Source organism: Actinoplanes sp. 13 (genome assembly GCF_056134165.1).
The window spans coordinates 13221-32107 of the sequence record NZ_JBVYOQ010000030.1 but is presented as its reverse complement, the minus strand read 5'-3'; the positions used below and the strand labels follow the sequence as shown (position 1 = coordinate 32107).

Annotated in this window: 15 protein-coding genes; 9 read left to right on the top strand and 6 right to left on the bottom strand. The window is 71.6% G+C overall.

All coding sequences use genetic code 11. The features are described from left to right. The first annotated feature begins 86 nt into the window (after nucleotides 1-86). The 7 genes from AC0NH5_RS35895 to AC0NH5_RS35865 all read left to right on the top strand — a co-directional run bounded on the left by AC0NH5_RS35895 (nucleotide 87) and on the right by AC0NH5_RS35865 (nucleotide 8420). The gene (locus tag AC0NH5_RS35895; protein ID WP_474411580.1) at nucleotides 87-1511 is read left to right on the top strand and encodes an aminobutyraldehyde dehydrogenase; all 1425 of its coding nucleotides are present in this window, start codon (nucleotides 87-89) and stop codon (nucleotides 1509-1511) included. Between the two features lie 22 nt (nucleotides 1512-1533). Next, nucleotides 1534-2649: an ABC transporter ATP-binding protein gene (locus AC0NH5_RS35890; RefSeq protein ID WP_474411579.1), complete on the top strand. Its 1116-nt coding sequence runs from the start codon at nucleotides 1534-1536 to the stop codon at nucleotides 2647-2649. Between the two features lie 44 nt (nucleotides 2650-2693). Continuing rightward, nucleotides 2694-3902: a polyamine ABC transporter substrate-binding protein gene (locus AC0NH5_RS35885; RefSeq protein ID WP_474411577.1), complete on the top strand. Its 1209-nt coding sequence runs from the start codon at nucleotides 2694-2696 to the stop codon at nucleotides 3900-3902. Between the two features lie 10 nt (nucleotides 3903-3912). Continuing rightward, entirely contained in the window at nucleotides 3913-4776 is an 864-nt protein-coding gene (locus tag AC0NH5_RS35880; RefSeq protein ID WP_474411575.1) for an ABC transporter permease, read from the top strand. Beyond that, nucleotides 4773-5555, top strand: coding sequence for an ABC transporter permease (locus AC0NH5_RS35875; protein WP_474411573.1), 783 nt, complete (start codon nucleotides 4773-4775; stop codon nucleotides 5553-5555). Before AC0NH5_RS35880 ends, AC0NH5_RS35875 begins: the two co-directional genes overlap by 4 nt. Nucleotides 5556-5561: 6 nt before the next feature. After that, entirely contained in the window at nucleotides 5562-6953 is a 1392-nt protein-coding gene (locus AC0NH5_RS35870) for an NAD(P)/FAD-dependent oxidoreductase (RefSeq protein WP_474411571.1), read from the top strand. A gap of 84 nt (nucleotides 6954-7037) precedes the next feature. Next, complete coding sequence (locus AC0NH5_RS35865) at nucleotides 7038-8420, top strand: aspartate aminotransferase family protein (RefSeq protein WP_474411569.1); 1383 nt, start codon at nucleotides 7038-7040, stop codon at nucleotides 8418-8420. A gap of 176 nt (nucleotides 8421-8596) precedes the next feature. On the opposite strand, the gene AC0NH5_RS35860 is transcribed toward AC0NH5_RS35865, so the two are convergent. Continuing rightward, nucleotides 8597-10684, bottom strand: a complete 2088-nt coding sequence (locus tag AC0NH5_RS35860) for a glycoside hydrolase family 3 protein (protein WP_474411567.1) — start codon at nucleotides 10682-10684, stop codon at nucleotides 8597-8599. Nucleotides 10685-10799: 115 nt separating this feature from the next. On the opposite strand from AC0NH5_RS35860, the gene AC0NH5_RS35855 reads away from it, so the two are divergent. Beyond that, complete coding sequence (locus tag AC0NH5_RS35855) at nucleotides 10800-11225, top strand: response regulator (RefSeq protein ID WP_474411565.1); 426 nt, start codon at nucleotides 10800-10802, stop codon at nucleotides 11223-11225. Nucleotides 11226-11298: 73 nt separating this feature from the next. Further along, nucleotides 11299-13446, top strand: a complete 2148-nt coding sequence (locus AC0NH5_RS35850) for a sensor histidine kinase (protein ID WP_474411563.1) — start codon at nucleotides 11299-11301, stop codon at nucleotides 13444-13446. 32 nt (nucleotides 13447-13478) lie between these two features. Here AC0NH5_RS35850 and AC0NH5_RS35845 read toward each other — a convergent pair whose 3' ends face one another. The 5 genes from AC0NH5_RS35845 to AC0NH5_RS35825 all read right to left on the bottom strand — a co-directional run bounded on the left by AC0NH5_RS35845 (nucleotide 13479) and on the right by AC0NH5_RS35825 (nucleotide 18882). Beyond that, complete coding sequence (locus tag AC0NH5_RS35845) at nucleotides 13479-14750, bottom strand: NAD(P)/FAD-dependent oxidoreductase (RefSeq protein ID WP_474411561.1); 1272 nt, start codon at nucleotides 14748-14750, stop codon at nucleotides 13479-13481. Nucleotides 14751-14752: 2 nt separating this feature from the next. Then, nucleotides 14753-15208 (bottom strand): Lrp/AsnC family transcriptional regulator, encoded by a 456-nt coding sequence (locus AC0NH5_RS35840; protein ID WP_474411559.1) that lies wholly within the window; start codon nucleotides 15206-15208, stop codon nucleotides 14753-14755. 22 nt (nucleotides 15209-15230) lie between these two features. Further along, entirely contained in the window at nucleotides 15231-16490 is a 1260-nt protein-coding gene (gene gabT / locus AC0NH5_RS35835) for a 4-aminobutyrate--2-oxoglutarate transaminase (RefSeq protein ID WP_474411557.1), read from the bottom strand. Further along, a complete protein-coding gene (locus AC0NH5_RS35830) occupies nucleotides 16490-17926 on the bottom strand; it encodes a gamma-aminobutyraldehyde dehydrogenase (RefSeq protein ID WP_474411555.1) in 1437 nt (478 codons plus the stop codon). The genes gabT and AC0NH5_RS35830 overlap by 1 nt, the downstream gene beginning before the upstream one ends. A 101-nt stretch (nucleotides 17927-18027) precedes the next feature. Then, complete coding sequence (locus AC0NH5_RS35825) at nucleotides 18028-18882, bottom strand: PP2C family protein-serine/threonine phosphatase (protein WP_474411553.1); 855 nt, start codon at nucleotides 18880-18882, stop codon at nucleotides 18028-18030. Between the last annotated feature and the right edge of the window lie 5 nt (nucleotides 18883-18887).

The window sequence follows — 18887 nt, the reverse complement described above, 5'->3', positions numbered from 1 at the left end:
GTGCTTGGAAATTACTTCGGATTCCCTTGCCCGTCTTGTCGATCGTGTGACAACCTCCCACCCAGCCCCGACCGGAAGGCCGACACGTGAACGTGCTGCGCAACTTCGTCAACGGGTCGTACACCGGCACCGTGGACGGAATCACCGCGCCGGTCGTCGACCCCAGCACCGGGGAGGCCTACGCGCAGGCGCCGGTCTCTTCAGCGACCGACGTCGAGGCGGCGGTGGCGGCCGCCGCCGACGGGTTCGAGGTCTGGCGGGACAGCACCCCGGCCGAGCGGCAGCGGGCGTTGCTGCGGATCGCCGACGCCGTCGAGGCGCGCGGCGAGGAGCTGGTGGCCGCCGAGTGCCGCAACACCGGCAAGCCGGTCGAGGCGACCCGCCAGGAGGAACTCGGCCCGATCCTCGACGAGCTGCGCTTCTTCGCCGGCGCCGCGCGGATCCTCGAGGGCCGCTCCGCCGGGGAGTACCTGCGGGACCACACCTCGTTCGTCCGGCGCGAGCCGATCGGCGTCTGCGCCCAGATCACGCCGTGGAACTACCCGATGGTGATGGGCGTCTGGAAGCTCGCCCCGGCGATCGCGGCCGGCAACGCGGTCGTGCTCAAGCCGTCGGACACCACGCCGGTGACCAGCCTGCTGCTCGCCGAGATCGCCGCGGAGTTCCTGCCGCCGGGCGTGCTCAACGTGGTCTGCGGGGACCGGGACACCGGCCGCTCCCTGGTCGCGCACCCGGTCCCGCAGCTCGTCTCGATCACCGGGTCCACCCGGGCCGGGGCGGAGGTGGCCGCGGCCGCCGCTCCCGACCTCAAGCGGGTGCACCTGGAGCTGGGCGGCAAAGCGCCGGCCGTGGTCTTCGACGACGTGGACGTGGCGGCGACCGCGGCCGCGATCGCCGGCGCCGGTTACTTCAACGCCGGGCAGGACTGCACCGCGGCGACCCGGGTGCTGGTGCACGAGCGGATCGCCGCCGATCTCACCGCGGCGCTCGCCGAGGCCGCCAAGGGCACCCGGGTCGGCGCGCCGTCCGACCCCGGCGCGTACTTCGGGCCGGTCAACAACGCCGGCCAGCTGGACCGGGTGGCCGGTTTCCTGCGGCGGGCGCCCGGCCACGCCGAGGTGGTCGCCGGCGGCCACCGGATCGGTGACCGCGGCTACTTCTTCGAGCCGACCGTGGTCAGCGGCCTGCGCCAGCAGGACGAGATGATCCAGGACGAGATCTTCGGCCCGGTCATCACGGTGCAGACGTTCGGCGACGAGGCCGAGGCGGTCCGGCACGCCAACGACGTCCGGTACGGGCTCAGCGCCAGCGTCTGGACACAGAACCACGGGCGTGCCATGCGGGTCTCCCGCCGCCTCGATTTCGGTGCGGTGTGGATCAATACGCACCTGCCGTTCGTGTCCGAGATGCCGCACGGCGGCTACGGTCACTCCGGCTACGGCAAGGACCTTTCGATTTACGGGTTCGAGGAGTACACCCGGATCAAGCACGTCATGAGCTACAACGGCTGATCCGTCGACAACGAGGTGATAGATGACCACAGCCGCGGACGCACATCCGGCGATCGAACTCGTCGGTGTGCGCAAGGACTACCTCTCGCACGGCGAGACGGTGCCCGCCGTCAAGACGCTGGACCTGGCGATCGGACAGGGCGAGTTCTTCTCGCTGCTCGGGCCCTCGGGCTGCGGCAAGACCACCACGATGCGGATGATCGCCGGCTTCGAGGACCCCACCGCCGGCAAGGTCCACCTCGCCGGCAAGGACGTCACCGGCGTCACCCCGAACAAGCGTGACGTCAACATGGTCTTCCAGTCGTACGCGCTGTTCCCGCACCTGAACGTCGCGCAGAACGTCGCCTTCGGGCTGGAGCGCAAGCGGATCGCGAAGAACGAGATCAAGCGGCGGGTGGCCGAGATGCTGGAGATCGTCTCGCTGACCGGCATGGAGAAGCGGCAGCCGAGGGAGATGTCCGGCGGCCAGCAGCAGCGGGTCGCGCTGGCCCGGGCGCTGGTCAACCACCCGCGCGCGCTGCTGCTGGACGAGCCGCTCGGCGCCCTGGACCTCAAGCTGCGCCAGCAGATGCAGGTCGAGCTGAAGCGGATCCAGCGCGAGGTCGGCATCACGTTCGTCTACGTCACCCACGACCAGGGTGAGGCGCTGACCATGTCGGACCGGATCGCCGTGATGAACGCCGGGCGGATGGAGCAGCTCGGCTCGCCGCGGGAGATCTACGAGCGGCCGGCGAGCCGGTTCGTGGCCGGCTTCATCGGCACCTCGAACCTGGTCGAGGGGCGGGTCGGCTTCGTCGACGGCGGCGTGGCCGTGCTCGAGCCGGCGCCCGGCGAGCGGGTCCTGGTGCCGGTCACCGGCGCCGTCCAGCCCGGGCGCGAGCTCGAGGTGTCGGTCCGGCCGGAGAAGATCGACCTGCATCGTACGACGCCGGAGTCGAGCGGGATCAGCGTGCTCTCCGGGGTGGTGACCGAGGTCGTCTACCACGGGACATCGACCAACTACACCGTGCGGACCTCCGCCGGATCGGACTTCGTGGTGTTCGATCAGAACGCGCACGACGCCGAGGACGTCGCCTCCCGTGGCGAGCGCGTCTTCCTCACCTGGGCCCCCCAGCACTCGTACCCGATCGGAGTCTGAAGTTGTTCTCCACCGATAAGCCGGACCCCTCCCTCCTCCGCGGCATGACGCAGCGCCGCCTCGGCCGTCGTGACGCCCTGCGCCTCGGTGGGTTGCCGGTGATGGGCGCGTTCCTCGCCGCCTGCGGCGTGGAGGGCAAGGGCAAGCCGTCGGCCTCCGTGGCCCCCGACGCGGTCGCCAAGTTCTGGGCCGGCAAGGCCAAGAACGGCCGGCTCGATTTCGCGAACTGGCCGCTCTACATGGACCCGAAGAAGCCGGAGCTCGCGAAGTTCACCTCCAAGACCGGCATCGCCGTCAAGTACGACGAGGTCATCCAGGAGATGGGGCCCTGGTTCGCCAAGGTCCAGCCGCAGCTGTCGGCGGGGCAGTCGATCGGGTACGACCTGATGGTCATCACCAACTCGATCCAGTTCGGCCAGTTCCGGGACTCCAACTTCCTGGCGCCGCTGGACCACTCCAAGCTGCCCAACTACGCCGCCAACGCCGCCAAGTCGTACGCCCGGTCGGCCTACGACCCCGGTAACGTCTTCAGCATCCCGTGGGCGTCCGGCATCACCGGCATCGCCTACGACGAGTCGAAGACCGGCCGGCCGATCACCAAGCTCGCCGATCTGTGGGACCCGGCGTTCAAGGGCAAGGTCGGCATGTTCCGCGACGTGCAGGAGCTCGGCAACTTCGGCCTGCTCGCGGCCGGCCTGGTGCCGGGCGAGTCGGCGGAGGCGGACTGGAAGAAGGGCGCCGCCAAGCTCAAGGAGCAGAAGGACGCGGGCATCGTCCGCAACTACTACGACCAGAGCTACGTCGACGCGCTCGGCAAGGGCGAGGTCTGGATCACCCAGGCCTGGTCCGGCGACATCTTCCAGAAGAACGTCTCCGAAGGCACGAACTTCAAGTTCGTGATCCCGGAGGAGGGCGGCACGATCTGGACCGACAACATGAGCATCCCGGTCACCGCGGCCAACCCGGTCGACGCGATCATGTTGATGGACTTCTTCTACGAGGTGGAGAACGCCAGCACGCTCGCCGAGTACATCAACTACGTCTGCCCGGTGCCGGCCGCGCAGGCCGACATGACCAAGCGGGCCGCCGCGCTCAGCGGCGACGACAAGGAGCTGCTGACCTCGATCGCCGCCAGCCCGCTGGTGTTCCCGGGCGAGGCCGACTACGCCAAGCTGCACTACTACGTGGACTTCAGCACCGCCGAGGAGCAGCAGGACTTCACCCGCGTGTTCGAGCCGATCGTCCTGGGCTGAGGTCGATGCGATGAACCGGGTGAAACGTACCCTCGCGCCCTACCTGCTGGTCCTGCCCGGCGGGCTGTGGCTCCTGCTGTTCTTCGTGGTGCCGATGGCGGCCATGCTGTCGCTGTCGCTGCAGGAGGGCGACATCGTCAACGGGTACGTCTTCACGGGTCACTGGCAGACCTACGTGGAGGCGATCTCGGATTACCGGACCCAGTTGATCCGCTCGCTGGTGTACGGCGCCGTCACGTCGCTGATCCTGATCGTGCTGGCGTTCCCGGTCGCGTACTGGATCGCCTTCTACGGCGGCCGGAAGAAGACGATCTACCTGTTCCTGATCCTGCTGCCGTTCTTCGTCTCGTTCGTCCTGCGCACCATCTCGTGGCGGATGATCCTGACCGACGACGGCATCCTGCTGCACCCGCTGAAGGAGGCCGGCCTGCTCTCGGCCGGCTTCCACATCCTCGGCACCCCGGTCGCGGTGATCGGCGGCCTGGTCTACAACTTCTTGCCGTTCATGGTGCTGCCGATCTACGTGGCGCTGGAGCGCATCGACCCGCGGGTGGTCGAGGCCGCCCGCGACCTCTACGCCACGCCGGCCACCGCGTTCCGGCGGGTGATCTTCCCGCTGGCGCTGCCCGGGGTCTTCGCCGGCGTGCTGATGACCTTCGTGCCGGCCAGCTCGGACTACGTGAACTCGGAGCTGCTCGGCGGCACCGGGACCACGATGATCGGCCAGGTCGTGCAGAGCAAGTTCCTGACCAGCTCCGACTATCCGACCGCCTCGGCGCTCGCCTTCACCCTGATGGCGGTGCTGCTGATCGGCGTCTTCTCCTACGCCCGGGCACTGGGCACCGAGGACGTCATGAAGGTGGCGGCCCGATGAAGAGATCCCGGACGCTGCACTTCTGCACCTGGCTGCTCATCGCCTGGCTGATCCTGCCGATCGCGGTCATGATCCTGTTCGGTTTCAACGACACGCAGGGCCGGTACAACCAGACCTGGCAGGGCTTCACCCTGCGCAACTACCGCGAGCTGTTCGCGATCCCCGACCTGACCGACGCCCTGATCGCCTCGCTGGTGGTCGCGGTGGTCAGCTCGCTGCTCTCCGGCGCGCTCGGCACCGGCATCGGGTACGCGCTCGGCCGGTACCGCTTCCGCGGCGCCGGCGGCACCAACCTGATCATGTTCGCCGCGATCTCCTCGCCGGAGCTGGTGATGGGCGCCTCGCTGCTCACCCTCTTCGTCTCGATGGGCGTCGGCCCCGGCTGGGCGACCCTCACCATCGCTCACGTGATGTTCTCCATCTCATTCGTCGCGATCGTGGTCCGGGCCCGGGTGCTCACCCTGGACCGGTCCGTCGAGGAGGCCGCCGCCGACCTCGGCGCCACCGCCTGGACGGCATTCTGGAAGATCACCTTCCCGATCCTGTTCCCGGCGATCTTCTCCGGCGTGATGCTGGCGTTCGCGCTCTCCATCGACGACTTCGTGATCACCAACTTCACCGCCGGCAACGTGCAGACGTTCCCGCTGTGGATCTGGGGCTCCACCCGCGTCGGCCTGCCGCCGCAGGTCAACGTCATGGGCACGCTGATCTTCGCGGTGGGCGTGCTGATCGCGGTGCTCGCCAACCTCCGGGCAAGGCCACGCAAGACACGGGACTGATAACTCATGGGCGACCCCTCGACAGCCCACGCCATACCGGTGCCGTTCTGGCTCGGCCAGGACGGCGCCCCGCCACCCGAACCCCCGCTGACCAGCGACACGACAACCGATCTGGCGGTGATCGGTGCCGGTTACAGCGGCCTCTGGACCGCCCTGCTGGCCAAGGAACGCGAGCCCGGCCGGGACGTGGTCGTGCTGGAGGCGAACACCGCCGGCTGGGCCGCCTCCGGGCGCAACGGCGGGTTCTGCGACGCCAGCCTCACCCACGGGTACGACAACGGCCGCAGCCGCTTCCCGGACGAGATCGACCTGCTGGAGCGGCTCGGCCGGGACAACCTCGACGCGATCGAACGGGCGGTCCACCGGTACGGCATCGACTGCGACTTCCGGCGGAGCGGCGAACTGATCGTCGCCACCGAGGAGTGGCAGTGGCGGGAGCTCAGGTCGTACCACCGGGAGGCTCTTGTCCGTGGTCTGGACGTGCGTCTGCTGGACCGCGAAGCGGTCCGTGCCGAGATCGACTCGCCCACCTATCTGGGTGGCATCTGGGAGCCGGGCGGCGCGGCGATCCTCGACCCGGCCGGCCTCGTCCGGGGTCTGCGCCGGGCCTGCCTGGAGCTCGGCGTCCGGATCCATGAGAACACCCCGGTCGACCGGATCAGCCGCGGCGCGACCGGGCTGGTGCTGCACAGCGCGGGCGGGCGGGTCGAGGCAGCGGGGGTCGCGCTGGCCACCGGCGCACACGGGCGGCTGCTGCGCCGGCTCCGGCACCGGGTCATCCCGGTCTACGACTACGTGCTGGTCACCGAGCCGCTCAGCGCGGAGCGGCTGGCCGAGATCGGCTGGCGCAACCGGCAGGGCGTCGGGGACGCCGGCAACCAGTTCCACTACTACCGGCTCACCGCCGACAACCGGATCCTCTGGGGCGGTTACGACGCCGTCTATCACCGCGGCGGGCGGATCGAGGCGAAGAACGACCTCCGGGAGGAGACCTTCGATCTCCTGGCTGATCACTTCTTCACCACGTTCCCCCAGTTGACGCGGGTGCGATTCACCCACAAATGGGGCGGCGTGATCGACACGTGCAGCCGGTTCAGCGCCTTCTTCGGTACGGCCTACCGGGGCCGTCTGGCCTACGCGGCCGGATACACCGGCCTGGGCGTGGGCGCCTCCCGCTTCGGGGCCGAGGTGATGCTGGACCTGCTCGGCGGCCGGCCCACCGAGCTGACCCGGCTGAAGCTGGTGCGCCGCAAACCGGTGCCGTTCCCACCCGAGCCGCTGCGGTCCGCGGTCGTCCAGCTGACCCGCTGGTCGATCGCCCGCGCCGACGCCCGTCAGGGGCGCCGCAACCTCTGGCTCAAGCTCCTCGACGCGCTCGGCGTGGGATTTGATTCATGAGGAAATAGTTGCTGCTGGGGTTGTCAGCAACGGAATCCGTGGGCAGGATCAGGATCAACCGCAGAACTCGTAGGAGAGATAGCCGTGACCGACCATCAGCCCGCCGACGTGGACGCCCTCTCCGCGACCGCCCGTGACCACCTGTGGATGCACTTCACCCGGCTCTCGGCCTATCAGGACGCTCCCGTTCCGGTGATCACCCGGGGCGACGGCTGCTACATCTGGGACTCCACCGGACGCCGCTACCTCGACGGTCTCTCCGCGTTGTTCGTCGTCCAGACCGGTCACGGCCGGCAGGAACTCGCCGAGGCGGCCGCCAAACAGGCCGGCGAGCTGGCGTACTTCCCGATCTGGTCGTACGCGCACCCCAAGGCGATCGAGCTGGCCGGCCGGCTGTCCGATCTGGCCCCCGGCGACCTGAACCGGGTCTTCTTCACCACCGGCGGCTCCGAGGCCGTCGAGTCCGCGTGGAAACTGGCCCGCTCCTTCTACCGGCGCACCGGCAAGCCGCTCAAGACAAAGGTGATCTCCCGCGCCATCGCGTACCACGGCACCTCGATGGGCGCCCTGTCCATCACCGGCATCCCGGCACTCAAACAGGACTTCGAGCCGCTCGTGCCGAGCACCGTGCGGGTGCCCAACACCAACTACTACCGCCGGCCCGACCAGAACATGACGCCCGAGCAGTTCGGTGTCTGGGCCGCCGACCGGATCGAGGAGGCCATCCTCTTCGAAGGCCCGGACACCGTCGCCGCCGTCTACCTCGAGCCGGTGCAGAACGCCGGCGGCTGCTTCCCGCCGCCGCCCGGGTACTTCCAGCGCGTCCGCGAGATCTGCGACCGCCACGACGTGCTGCTCGTCTCCGACGAGGTGATCTGCGCCTTCGGCCGGCTCGGCGAGTTCTTCGGCGCCGACCGGTACGGCTACCAGCCCGACATCATCACCGTCGCGAAGGGCCTCACCTCCGGGTACGTCCCGCTCGGCGCGATGATCGCCTCCGAGCGCCTGGCCGAGCCGTTCCTCACCGGCACCAACTGGTTCGCCCACGGCATCACCTACGGCGGCCACCCGGTCGGCGCCGCGGTCGCGATGGCCAACATCGACATCATGGAGCGGGAGAACCTCAACCAGCACGTCCGCGACAACAGCCCGCTGTTCCGGTCCTACCTGGAGCGGCTCCTCGACCTGCCGATCGTCGGCGACGTCCGCGGCGACGGCTATTTCTTCGGCATCGAGCTGGTCAAGGACAAGGCCACCCGCGAGACGTTCAACGAGGACGAGTCGGAGCGCCTGCTGCGCGGCTTCCTCTCCGGTGCCCTGTTCGAGGCCGGGCTCTACTGCCGCGCCGACGACCGTGGCGACCCGGTGATCCAGCTGGCGCCGCCGCTGACCGCGACGGAGACCCAGTTCGCCGAGATCGAGCAGATCCTGCGCGGGGTGCTGACCGAGGCGGCCAACCACCTCTGACCCCGGCGCCGCTCCCGCACCCGCCGCCTCCGACCCGCGCGCCCGCCCCGCCCGCGCGACACCACTGTGTGTGAAGTTGCGGTGCGAATCGGACCGCAACTTCACACGCTGGTCTCGGCGCCGGTTCTTGTGTGTGAAGTTGGGGTGCGGATCGAGCCGGAAGTTCACACGGTGGTTCAGGCGGGGGTCACGCGGCGGTAGAGCGTGGTCGCCTGCTCGGTGCGGCCGGCCTCCTCGGCGAGCGACGCCTCGGCGATCGACTTCTGCCATCCCGGGGCCGCCCCGGAGGCCGCTGTGGTGTGCGCGGCCGCCCGGGCCTCGGCGAGCGGACCCGGCCCGGCTGTTGTGCGCAGGCCCCAGCCGTACGGGAACAGGGGTCGGTATGCGGTGTCACCGACGTTGATCGGCACCTGGGTGACCGTGGCCGGCCAGCTCAGCGGCAGGCGCCCGGTGAACGGCTGCCGGCCGAACAGCACGTCCGCGACGCCCGTGCCCTCGCTGCCCGGCAGCCAGGACGCCACCAGCGCGTCGATCCCGCCGAGCTGGTCGGTGATCACCTGCGGGCGGCCGGAGACCAGCAGGACCACGCAGGTCGCCGCCGCCGCGCAGACCTTGCCGACCACGGCGCGGTCGGCCGGGCGCAGGGTCAGCGACTTCGGCTCCTTCTGCGTGGCCGGGCACCACGGGCAGACCGGGCTGCCCACGTCACCGTAGCCCTCGGCGTAGGGCGTCTCGCCGACGACCACCACGCCGACGTCGCCGGGGGAGACAGGGGCGGACGCGTCGGCGCTGAAGACCACCGAGGAGGCGGCCGACCGGAGCCCGTCCAGGATCGTCGTGCCGGGGATGACGTCGCCGGACCGGCCCTGCCAGTCGATGGTCCAGCCGCCGGCCTGGTTGCCGATGTCGTCGGCGGTGCGCCCGGCCACGTAGAGCCGCGCGCCGGGCCGCAGCGGCAGCACGCCGCCGGCGTTCTTCAACAGCACCTGGGAGCGGGCGACGGCCTCGCGCGCCAGGGCCCGGTGCGCGGTGCTGCCCACCTCACCCAGACGGTCGGCCGGGGCATACGGGTTCTCGAACAGTCCCAGCGCGAACTTCACCCGCAGGATCCGGCGCACCGCGTCGTCGATCCGGGACCGGCTGACCCGCCCGGCGGCCACCTCCGCCTTCAGCAGCGCCTGGAACGCGGGCGCGGTGGCCGGTTCCATGAACATGTCCACGCCCGCGTTGACCCCCAGGCGGACCTGGCCGGCGGTCGGCGGGACGGCGCCGGTGGGCGCGTCCGGGTCCGGGATCTGGTGGATCGCCGCGAAGTCGCTGATCACGAACCCGTCGAAACCCAGGTCGTCCTTGAGCCGCCCGGTGATCAGTTCCGCGCTGGCGTGCACCTTGGTCGCGCCGCCCGGGCCGTCCTCGGTCCAGTCGATGCTGGAGTAGGAGGGCATCACGCTGCGCACGCCGTGCTCGTCGATCGCGGCGACGTACGGCGCCAGGTCGATCCGGTCCAGCGTGGCCCGGTCGGTGACGGTCACGCCCTGGTCGATCGTGAAGCCGCTGTCCCCGGTGCCGTACTCGGTGTCGCCGTCGCCGCCGAAGTGCTTGGCGGTGGCCAGCACGCCGGCGTCGCGCAGCCCGCCGGCCGCGGTGGTCATCCGGGTCACCAGTGCCGGGTCCTCGCCGAAGCTCTCGAAGGTGCGCCCCCACCGGTCGTCGCGGGTCACGCAGACGCAGGGCGCGAAGTCCCACCGGATGCCGGTGGCCCGCATCTCGTCGCCGGTGGCCCGGTAGACCCGTCGCACCAGGGCGGGGTCCCGGCTCGCGCCGAGGCCGACGTTGTGCGGGAAGACGGTCGCCCCGTGCACGTTGCCGTGCCCGTGCACCGCGTCGATCCCGTAGAGCAGCGGGATCCGCAGCGGGGTCGCCAGGGCCGCCCGCTGCAGCGTGTTCACCAGGTCGACCCAGGCCCGCGGGGTGTTCGGGTCGGGCACCGAGCCGCCACCGGAGAGCACCGATCCGAGCCGCCAGGCGGTCACCCGGCCCGGGTCGGGGGCGACCGCTTTGCGCTCGGCCTGCGTCATCTGCCCGACCTTGTCGTCCAGGGTCATCCGGCGCAGCAGGTCGTCGACCCGGCGCTCGACCGGCTGCCCGGCGTCGAGGTAGAGCGCCCGCCCGGTGGTCCGGCCGGTCTGCCCGGGGCCGGTCGCGGGGACGGGCAGCAGCGCGGCGACCATCGCGACTGCCAGAAGTCCCGGCCAGCGCCTCATCCCGTTTCCGCCCCCCGTACCGCGCCCTCTCCGCCGGGCGCCGATCCTGCGAGTGTGCCTGACGAAAACCGTCCCGGGAGGCATCCTGGGAGTGAGCCTTCCGACGGAGCTGACAATGGCCGTTCTGCTGATCGCCGAAGACGACGAGGACATCGCCCTGGTCCTGATCAGGGTGTTCAAGCGAGCCGGGATGACGGTGCTGCGGGCCTGCGACGGGCAGGCGGCCGTCGACCTGATCGCCGAGGCGCGCCCCGACGCGGTGCTGACCGACCTCGGCATGCCCCGGATGGACGGCTGGCAGCTGATCGAGGCGGTGCGCGCCCACCCCGATCCGGCAGTACGGAACACGCCGATCGCCATCCTCAGCGGTCACCTGCGGCCGGGCGACCCGCAGCCCGGATCGGCGAAGGTCTGCGCGACCCTGCTCAAACCGTGTCCCAACGACCGCCTCCTCGCGACCGTGCAGAGCCTGCTGGAGGCCGGGCCGCACGGGCACGACGTTCCCGATTCCTGCATCGCGCTGATCCCGGTATCTGGATGAAATCTACAGAAACGGGGTAATGCGGTCGCGTGCCCGTCGCCGCGGGCAGCGGCCGGGAGAATCGGGGCGCGTCATGGTGGTGCTGGACCGGGCGGTGCTCGGCAACCCCGTCCGCCTGGAGGCCGTCCACGGAGCTTTACGCACCCTCCCCGGGCGGGCCGGCGGGTGCGACCGGGCGGCCACGCTCGCGGCCCGGCTGCTGGAGTCCCCGATGGCGGCCGTGACCCTGGTCGGCGACGAGGAGGAGTTCCTGCTCGGCTCGCACGCCCTGCCGGAGCGCCTGGCCGGAGCCGGCCGGACCGCGCTGGCGTACTCGGCCGGCACGTTCGTGGTCTGTGCCGGCCGCCCGGTGCACTGCGGTGACATGAGCAGCCATCCCGACGAGGCTGTCGGGCGGCACCCGCTCGTCGTGGAACACGGCATCCGGTCCTTCCTCGGCGTCCCGGTCCGCGACGGCGACGACCGGCCGCTCGGCGCGCTCACCGTGCTGGACCGGCGGCCCCGGGACTGGACCGACACGCAGGCCGCCACCCTCGGCACCGTCGCGGACACCCTGCTCGCGCCGTCGCCCACCACCGACCCGCCGAAGCTCTCGACACCGCTCCCCGCGGACAACGGCGCGTTCCTCGCGGCGCTGCTGGAGAGCATGGAGGCCGGGGTGGTCGCCTGCGACGAGTCCGGGCGCGTGGTGTTCATCAACCGGGCGCTGCGGGAGGCCCGCGGCCTGACGCCCGACGAACCGATCCCGGCCGATTACGAGCGGCACGGCGGCGTCGTCCTGCGTGGCCCCGACCAGCGGCCGCTGCGCTGGGAGGAGACACCGCTGATCCGGGCCCTGCGCGGCGGGCACATCCTGGTGGAAGACGTGTACGTGCAGGTTCCCGGCCACCGGAGCCGGGTCTTCGACACCACGGCGCGCCCCATCCACGGCTCCGGCGGCCGCCTGCTCGGCGCGGTGGCGGTCGGGCACGAGGTCACCGCGCTGCGCCGGGCGGAGCGCTTCCGCGCCTGCCACATCGCCGTCGAGCACGTGCTGAAGACCGCGAGCTCGGCGGCCGAGGCGTCGCCGCAGGTGCTCCGGGCGGTCACCGGCACGCTCGGCTGGCCGTCCGCGGAGCTGTTCCTGATCGACGAGGCGACCGGTGGGCTGCAGTCGGTCGGCCACTGGGACGCCTCCGGGCTCGACCCGGACGGCTTCTTCGGGCACACCCCGGTCCGCGGGCAGGGCATCACCGGGCGGGTCTGGGACACCGGCCGGGCGATCTGGGTGCCCGACCTCACGCTCAGCCGCGACCTGCGCACCGCACACGAACGCGAGCGCGTCGAGGTCTGCCTGCGCCGGGGCGTGCGCACCGCCCTGGCCGTCCCGGTCCGCGACGGCAACACCCTGCTCGGTGTGCTCACCTGCTACGCCGGCACCCAGGAGTACGAGCCGGAGCTGCTCACCGTGCTGCTGGACGGGGTGGCCGCGCAGATCGGCGTCTTCGTCGCCCAGCGCCGCTGCGAGGAGCTCGCCCGTCAGCTGGCCCGCGCCCAGGGCGACTTCGTCGACCTGATCGGCCACGAGCTGCGCACCCCGCTCACCTCGATCACCGCGAACGCCACCCTCCTCGCCGAGGAGACCGCCGACCTCGACCCGGACTGCCGCGCGATGGCCCGCACGATCGCGCGCAACGCGACCGCTCTGCAGAGCCTGGCCGACACCCTGCTGGACCTCGCCGGCCTGGATTCCGGCCATCTGGTGCTGGACGTCCGCCGGGTCGACCTGGCCGGCCTCGTCGCGGAGGCGGCCGCCGCGGCCCGCCGCTCCGGCGACCGGCTCACCCTGGTCACCGAGCTTCCGGCCGAGCTGCACCTGCCCGCCGACGCCGGCCGGTTGCGCCAGGTGATCGACGATCTGCTGTCCAACGCGATCCGCTACAGCCCGCCGGGCGCCCCGGTCCACCTCACCCTCCGGGCGGACGAGGCGTTCGCCGAGCTCGCCATCGCCGACTGCGGCATCGGCACGCCGGAGACCGAACGGGCCCGGGTCTTCGACCGCTTCTTCCGCGGCAGCAACATCCGCCACCAGGGTATGAACGGCAGCGGGCTGGGCCTGAGCCTGGCCCGGGCGATCGTGCTGCTGCACGGCGGCACGATCCGCCTCGACGAGAACCGGCCCACCGGGACCGTCGTGTGCGTGCGCCTGCCGCTGGCCGGCCCGCCGCCGCAGATCCCCTGACGCCCTTCCCGGTCCCGGCGGTCGCGGGGGCGTCATGCGGAGCGGCGCCGGTCCCAGGCGTCCAGGAGGGCGGTGCCGCGCAGCGCGGTGTTGATGCCGAGCCAGCGGGCCGGCTCCGGCTCCCAGCGGCGGGACCGGTGGCCGACCCAGGGCAGGCCGGTCAGCCCGGACTCCCGGGCCGTGATCAGATCGGCAAGGGTGCGCCCGGCCAGGTTGGCCGCGGCCACGCCGTCGCCCACGTACCCGCCGGCCCAGGCCACCCCGTCGGCCAGGCCGACCGACGGCATCCAGTCGCGGGGGATGCCGAGCGGGCCACCCCAGCGGTGCGCGATCGGCGGGTCGATGCCGAAGAGCTCGATGAGGGTACGACGCAACGCCTCGAAAACCCCCGGCACCAGGTCGTACTCCGGGCGGACGCGGGAGCCGAAGTGATAGGGCGCGCCCCGGCCACCGAAGGCGAGCCGGTCGTCGGCGGTCCGCTGGCCGTAAATGATCATGCGGCGCTCGTCGGTGAAGGTCTCCCGGCGGGCCAGCCCGATCCGCTCCCAGACGTCGGCCGGCAGCGGCTCGGTGGCGATCATCAGTGAGTAGACGGGCGCCAGGACGCGGCGATGGCCGGGCAGGCCGGCGGTGTAGCCCTCGAGCGCCCGCACGACCGTGGTGGCCCGCACCGTGCCGTGGTCGGTGACCACCCGGCCGCGCTCCAGGCGCCGGACGCGGGTGCCCTCGTGGACGGTGACACCGCGGCGCTCGACCGCGCCGGCGAGGCCGCGGACCAGTTTGGCCGGGTGCAGGGCGGCGCAGTGCTCGCTGTAGAGGCCGCCGAGGACGCCGGCCGCGTTGCAGACGGCCGTCGCGGCGGGCGCGTCCAGGAAGCCCGGAGCGGATCGGACCCGGCGCAGCTGGGCGGGGGAGCGGACCAGCGAGATGGTGCCGCCCTTGGCGTAGTCGCAGTCGATGCCCTCGGCGGCGGCCGCCCGGCCCACCTCGTCGACCGCCCCCTCCAGGGCACGGTGCATGGCGGCGGCACGCTCCGCGCCGTACCGCCGGGTGAGGGTGGCCTCGGGGACGGGGAAGAGGCCGGACGCCCAGCCGCCGTTGCGGCCGGAGGCGCCGTACCCGCAGTACTCCGCCTCCAGCACCACGATCCGCAGCTCGGGTGCCGCCTCGGCCAGGTAGTACGCGGTCCAGAGGCCGGTGTAGCCGCCGCCCACGATCGCCACGTCCGTGAGGGTGTCACCGGGCAGCGGGGGGCGCCTGTCGATCGGGCCGAGGGCGGACAGCCAGAAGGACGGCGCGTTCATCGTTATCGGGTTCCCCAGGCGTAGGTCTGTTTGGCGAGCTTGAGGTACATGAAGGTGTCGGTGGCGGTGACCCCCGGCACCGAGCGGACCTTCTCGTTGAGCAGGTCCAGCAGGTGCTCGTCGTCGGTGCAGACCAGCTCCACCAGCAGGTCGTACCGGCCGGCGCAGATCACCACGTAGTCGACCTCGGGGATCGCCGCGATCTCGTCGGCGATCCCCCGGAGGTCACCGTTGACCCGCAGGCCGACCATGGCCTGCCGGGCGAAGCCCAGGGTCAGCGGGTCGGTCACGGCGACGATCTGCATCAGGCCGTTGTCGAGGAGGCGCTGCACGCGCTGGCGCACCGCCGCCTCGGACAGCCCGATCGTCTTGGCCAGCGTCGCGTACGACATCCGGCCGTCCCGTTGCAGGTGATCGATGATCTGCTTGTTGACCTCGTCCAGCGCCGTTTCCGTCACGCCGCGATTCTTCCCCACGTCGTCACTGGAACGCAGCACGCAGGAGGGCGACGCCCCGGTGGAGGTCCTCGTCGGAGATGACCAGTGGCGGGAGCAGGCGCAGCACGTTGCCGTAGGTGCCGCAGGTCAGCGTGAGGAGTCCCCGGTCGTGGCAGGCCTTGGAGATCGCGGCCGTCCGGACCGGGTCGGGGTCGAGGCCGCCCGGTTTGTTGATCTCGACGGCGAGCATGGCGCCGCGCCCGCGGACCTCGGCCCCCTCCGCCATCTGCGACAGAGCCGGCTTCAGGATGCCTTCGATGTGCCGCGCGGCGGCGGCCAGGTCCAGCTCCCGCATGGTCTCGACGGCGGCGAGGGCGGCGGCGCAGGCCACCGGATTGCCGCCGTAGGTCCCCCCGAGCCCGCCCGCGTGCACGGCGTCCATCAGCTCGGCCCGCCCGACGACCCCGGCGATCGGCAGCCCGCCGCCCATCCCCTTGGCCGTGGTGATCAGGTCCGGCTCGAGGTGCTCGTGCTCGGTGGCGAACCACTGCCCGGTGCGGCAGAACCCGGTCTGGATCTCGTCCGCGACGAACACCGCACCGGCTTCCGCGGCCCACGCCGCGATCGCCGGCAGGAATCCCGGCGCCGGCACGATGAAGCCGCCCTCACCCTGGATCGGCTCGATCAGCACGGCCGCCACGTTGCCGGCGCCGACCTGCTTCTCGATCACGTCGATCGCCCGGCGGGCCGCCTCGTCGCCGCTGAGCCCGCCGTCGCGCAGCGGGTACGACATAGGCACCCGGTAGACCTCCGGCGCGAACGGCCCGAACCGGTGCTTGTACGGCATGTTCTTCGCGGTCAGCGCCATGGTCAGGTTGGTCCGGCCGTGGTACGCGTGGTCGAACACCACGACCGCCGGCCGCCCGGTGGCGTGTCGCGCAATCTTGACCGCGTTCTCCACCGCCTCGGCGCCGGAGTTGAACAGGGCCGCCCGCTTCTCGTACGTGCCGGGGGTCAGCTCGATCAGCTGCTCGCAGACGGCGACGTAGCTCTCGTACGGCGCGACCATGAAGCAGGTGTGGGTGAACTTCTCCACCTGGGCCCGGACCGCCGCCACGACTCGCGGCGCGGAGTTGCCCACGTTGGTGACCGCGATGCCGGAGGCGAAGTCGATCCACTCCCGGCCGTCGACGTCGGTCAGGGTGCCGCCGCTCGCGTGTCCCACGTACGACGAGATGGTCGAGCCGACGCCCCGGGCGACAGCGGCCACCCGGCGCTTGTGCAGTTCCTCCGACGACGTCATCAGGCGCCCACGTGGTGCATGACGTGCTTGATCCGGGTGTAGTCCTCGAACCCGTACACCGACAGGTCCTTGCCGTGCCCGGAGTGCTTGAAACCGCCGTGCGGCATCTCCGCCACCAGCGGGATGTGGCAGTTCACCCAGACGCAGCCGAAGTCGAGGCGCTGGGTCATCCGCATCGCGGTGCCGTGGTCGCGGGTCCAGACGCTGGAGGCGAGCGCGTACTCCACGCCGTTGGCGTAGCGGACCGCCTCGTCCTCGTCGGTGAACCTCTGCACGGTGATGACCGGGCCGAACACCTCGTTCTGGATGATCTCGTCGTCCTGGCGGAGGCCGGAGACGACGGTGGGGGAGTAGAAGTAGCCGCGGTCGCCGACCCGGGCGCCACCCGCCTGGAGCACGGCGTGGTCGGGGAGCCGATCGATGAAGCCACTGACCCGGGCCAGCTGGCCGGCGTTGTTCACCGGGCCGTAGAGCACGTCCTCGTCGTCCGGCGCGCCGGTCCGCGTGTTGCGGGCCTGCTCGGCCAGGGCGGCCACGAAGTCGTCGTGAATGCCGGGCGCGGCGAGGACCCGGGTCGCGGCCGTGCAGTCCTGCCCCGCGTTGAAGTAACCGGCCTCGGCGATCGCGGCGGCCGCCGCCTCCACGTCGGCGTCGTCGAAGACCACGACCGGCGCCTTGCCGCCCAGCTCGAGGTGGGTGCGCTTGAGGTCGGCCGCGGCGCTGCCGGCCACCTCCATGCCGGCGCGCACCGAGCCGGTGATCGACACCATCCGCGGGGTGGGGTGCGTGACCAGGGCGCGTCCGGTGTCCCGGTCGCCGAGGACCACGTTGAACAGGCCGGCCGGCAGGAACTCGGCGGCGATCTCGGCGAGCAGCACGCTGGTGACCGGGGTGGTGTCCGACGGCTTGAGCACCACGGCGTTGCCCGCGGCGAGCGCCGGGGCGATCTTCCACATCGCCATCAGCAGGGGATAGTTCCACGGCGTGACCTGGGCGCACACGCCGATCGGCTCGCGCCGCACGTAGCTCTCGTAGCCGTTCATGTACTGCCCCGCCGAGCGGCCCTCCAGGACCCGGGCGGCGCCGGCGAAGAAGCGCAGATGGTCGATGGCGGGCGGCAGCTCCTCGCTGGCGGTGAGGCCCAGCGGCTTGCCGGTGTTCTGCGACTCGGCGGCGACCAGCTCGTCCGAGCGGGCCTCGATCGCGTCGGCGAACTTCAGCAGGGCGCGCTGCCGGTCGCCCGGGGTGGTGTCGCGCCACTGCTCGAACGCGCCGGCGGCGGCCCGCATGGCGCGGTCGACGTCCTCGGCGCCGGAGACCGGCGCGGTGGCGAACACCTCGCCGGTGGCCGGGTCGATCAGGTCCGCGTAGCGTCCGCCGGCGGGCGCGACCGCCTCGCCGTCGACGAAGTTGTGCAGTGCCGTCTTGGCGGTCATCCGGCCTCCAGCCATGGGATCAGTACCTGCGGGCTCATCTTTTCCGCTGAATCCGTGGCGAACAAGAGGGCAGGGACGATTTTCCGCAGCTGTAACGCGGTTCAGGATCCCCGGACCGCCAGCACCGCCACGTCGTCGGCGGGCTGCTCCACGCCCGCGCCCGCCATCACGGTGACGCAGACGGCCTCCGCCGGGCCCGGGCGCACCGCGTTGATCAGACGGGTCAGGCCCACGTCGATGATCTGGGCGCGGCGCTCCACCAGCCCGTCGGTGTAACAGAGCAGCACCGAGCCGGGCGGGAACGACAGCGCCGTGGTGCGCCGCAACCCGATCGCCGGGCCGGTGCCGAGTGGCGGGTCCACCGCGCACCCGGCCAGGCCCGCCGGGCGGCCCGGCTCGGCCAGCACCGGCCGCAGGTGACCGGCCGAGGAGAGCAGCACGCGGCGGCGATCCGGGCTGATCATGGCGTAGAGGGCGGTGGTCATGCTGCCGGCCTCGAAATGCCGGACCTTGCGGTCCAACATCGTGAGGGCCTGCGCCGGGTCGTCGCAGATGATGGCGTACGCCCGGAGCGCGCTGCGGACCCGCCCCATCACGACGGCCGAGGCGAGCCCGTGTCCCGCCACGTCGCCGATCACCACGCCGAGCCAACCGGACGGCAGCGCGAAGACGTCGTACCAGTCGCCGCCGATGCCGACCGCGTGCCCGGGCACGTACCGGGCGGCCAGCTCGACCCCGGGGACCTCGGGCAGCCGCGCCGGCAGCAGACTCCGCTGCAGCGCCAGCGCGGCCGCCTGGCCGACCCGGTCGGAGCGGGCCCGCCCGGCGGCCCCGGCCGTCTCCTCGACAAGATCGAGCAACTCGTCGAGGAGAACGGAGACGTCGAGACGGGACAACGCGGCATCACTGATCGCTTCGAGCCTGCGCAGGCGCTCGTCGTCATTGATGCCGGGCACGGTCC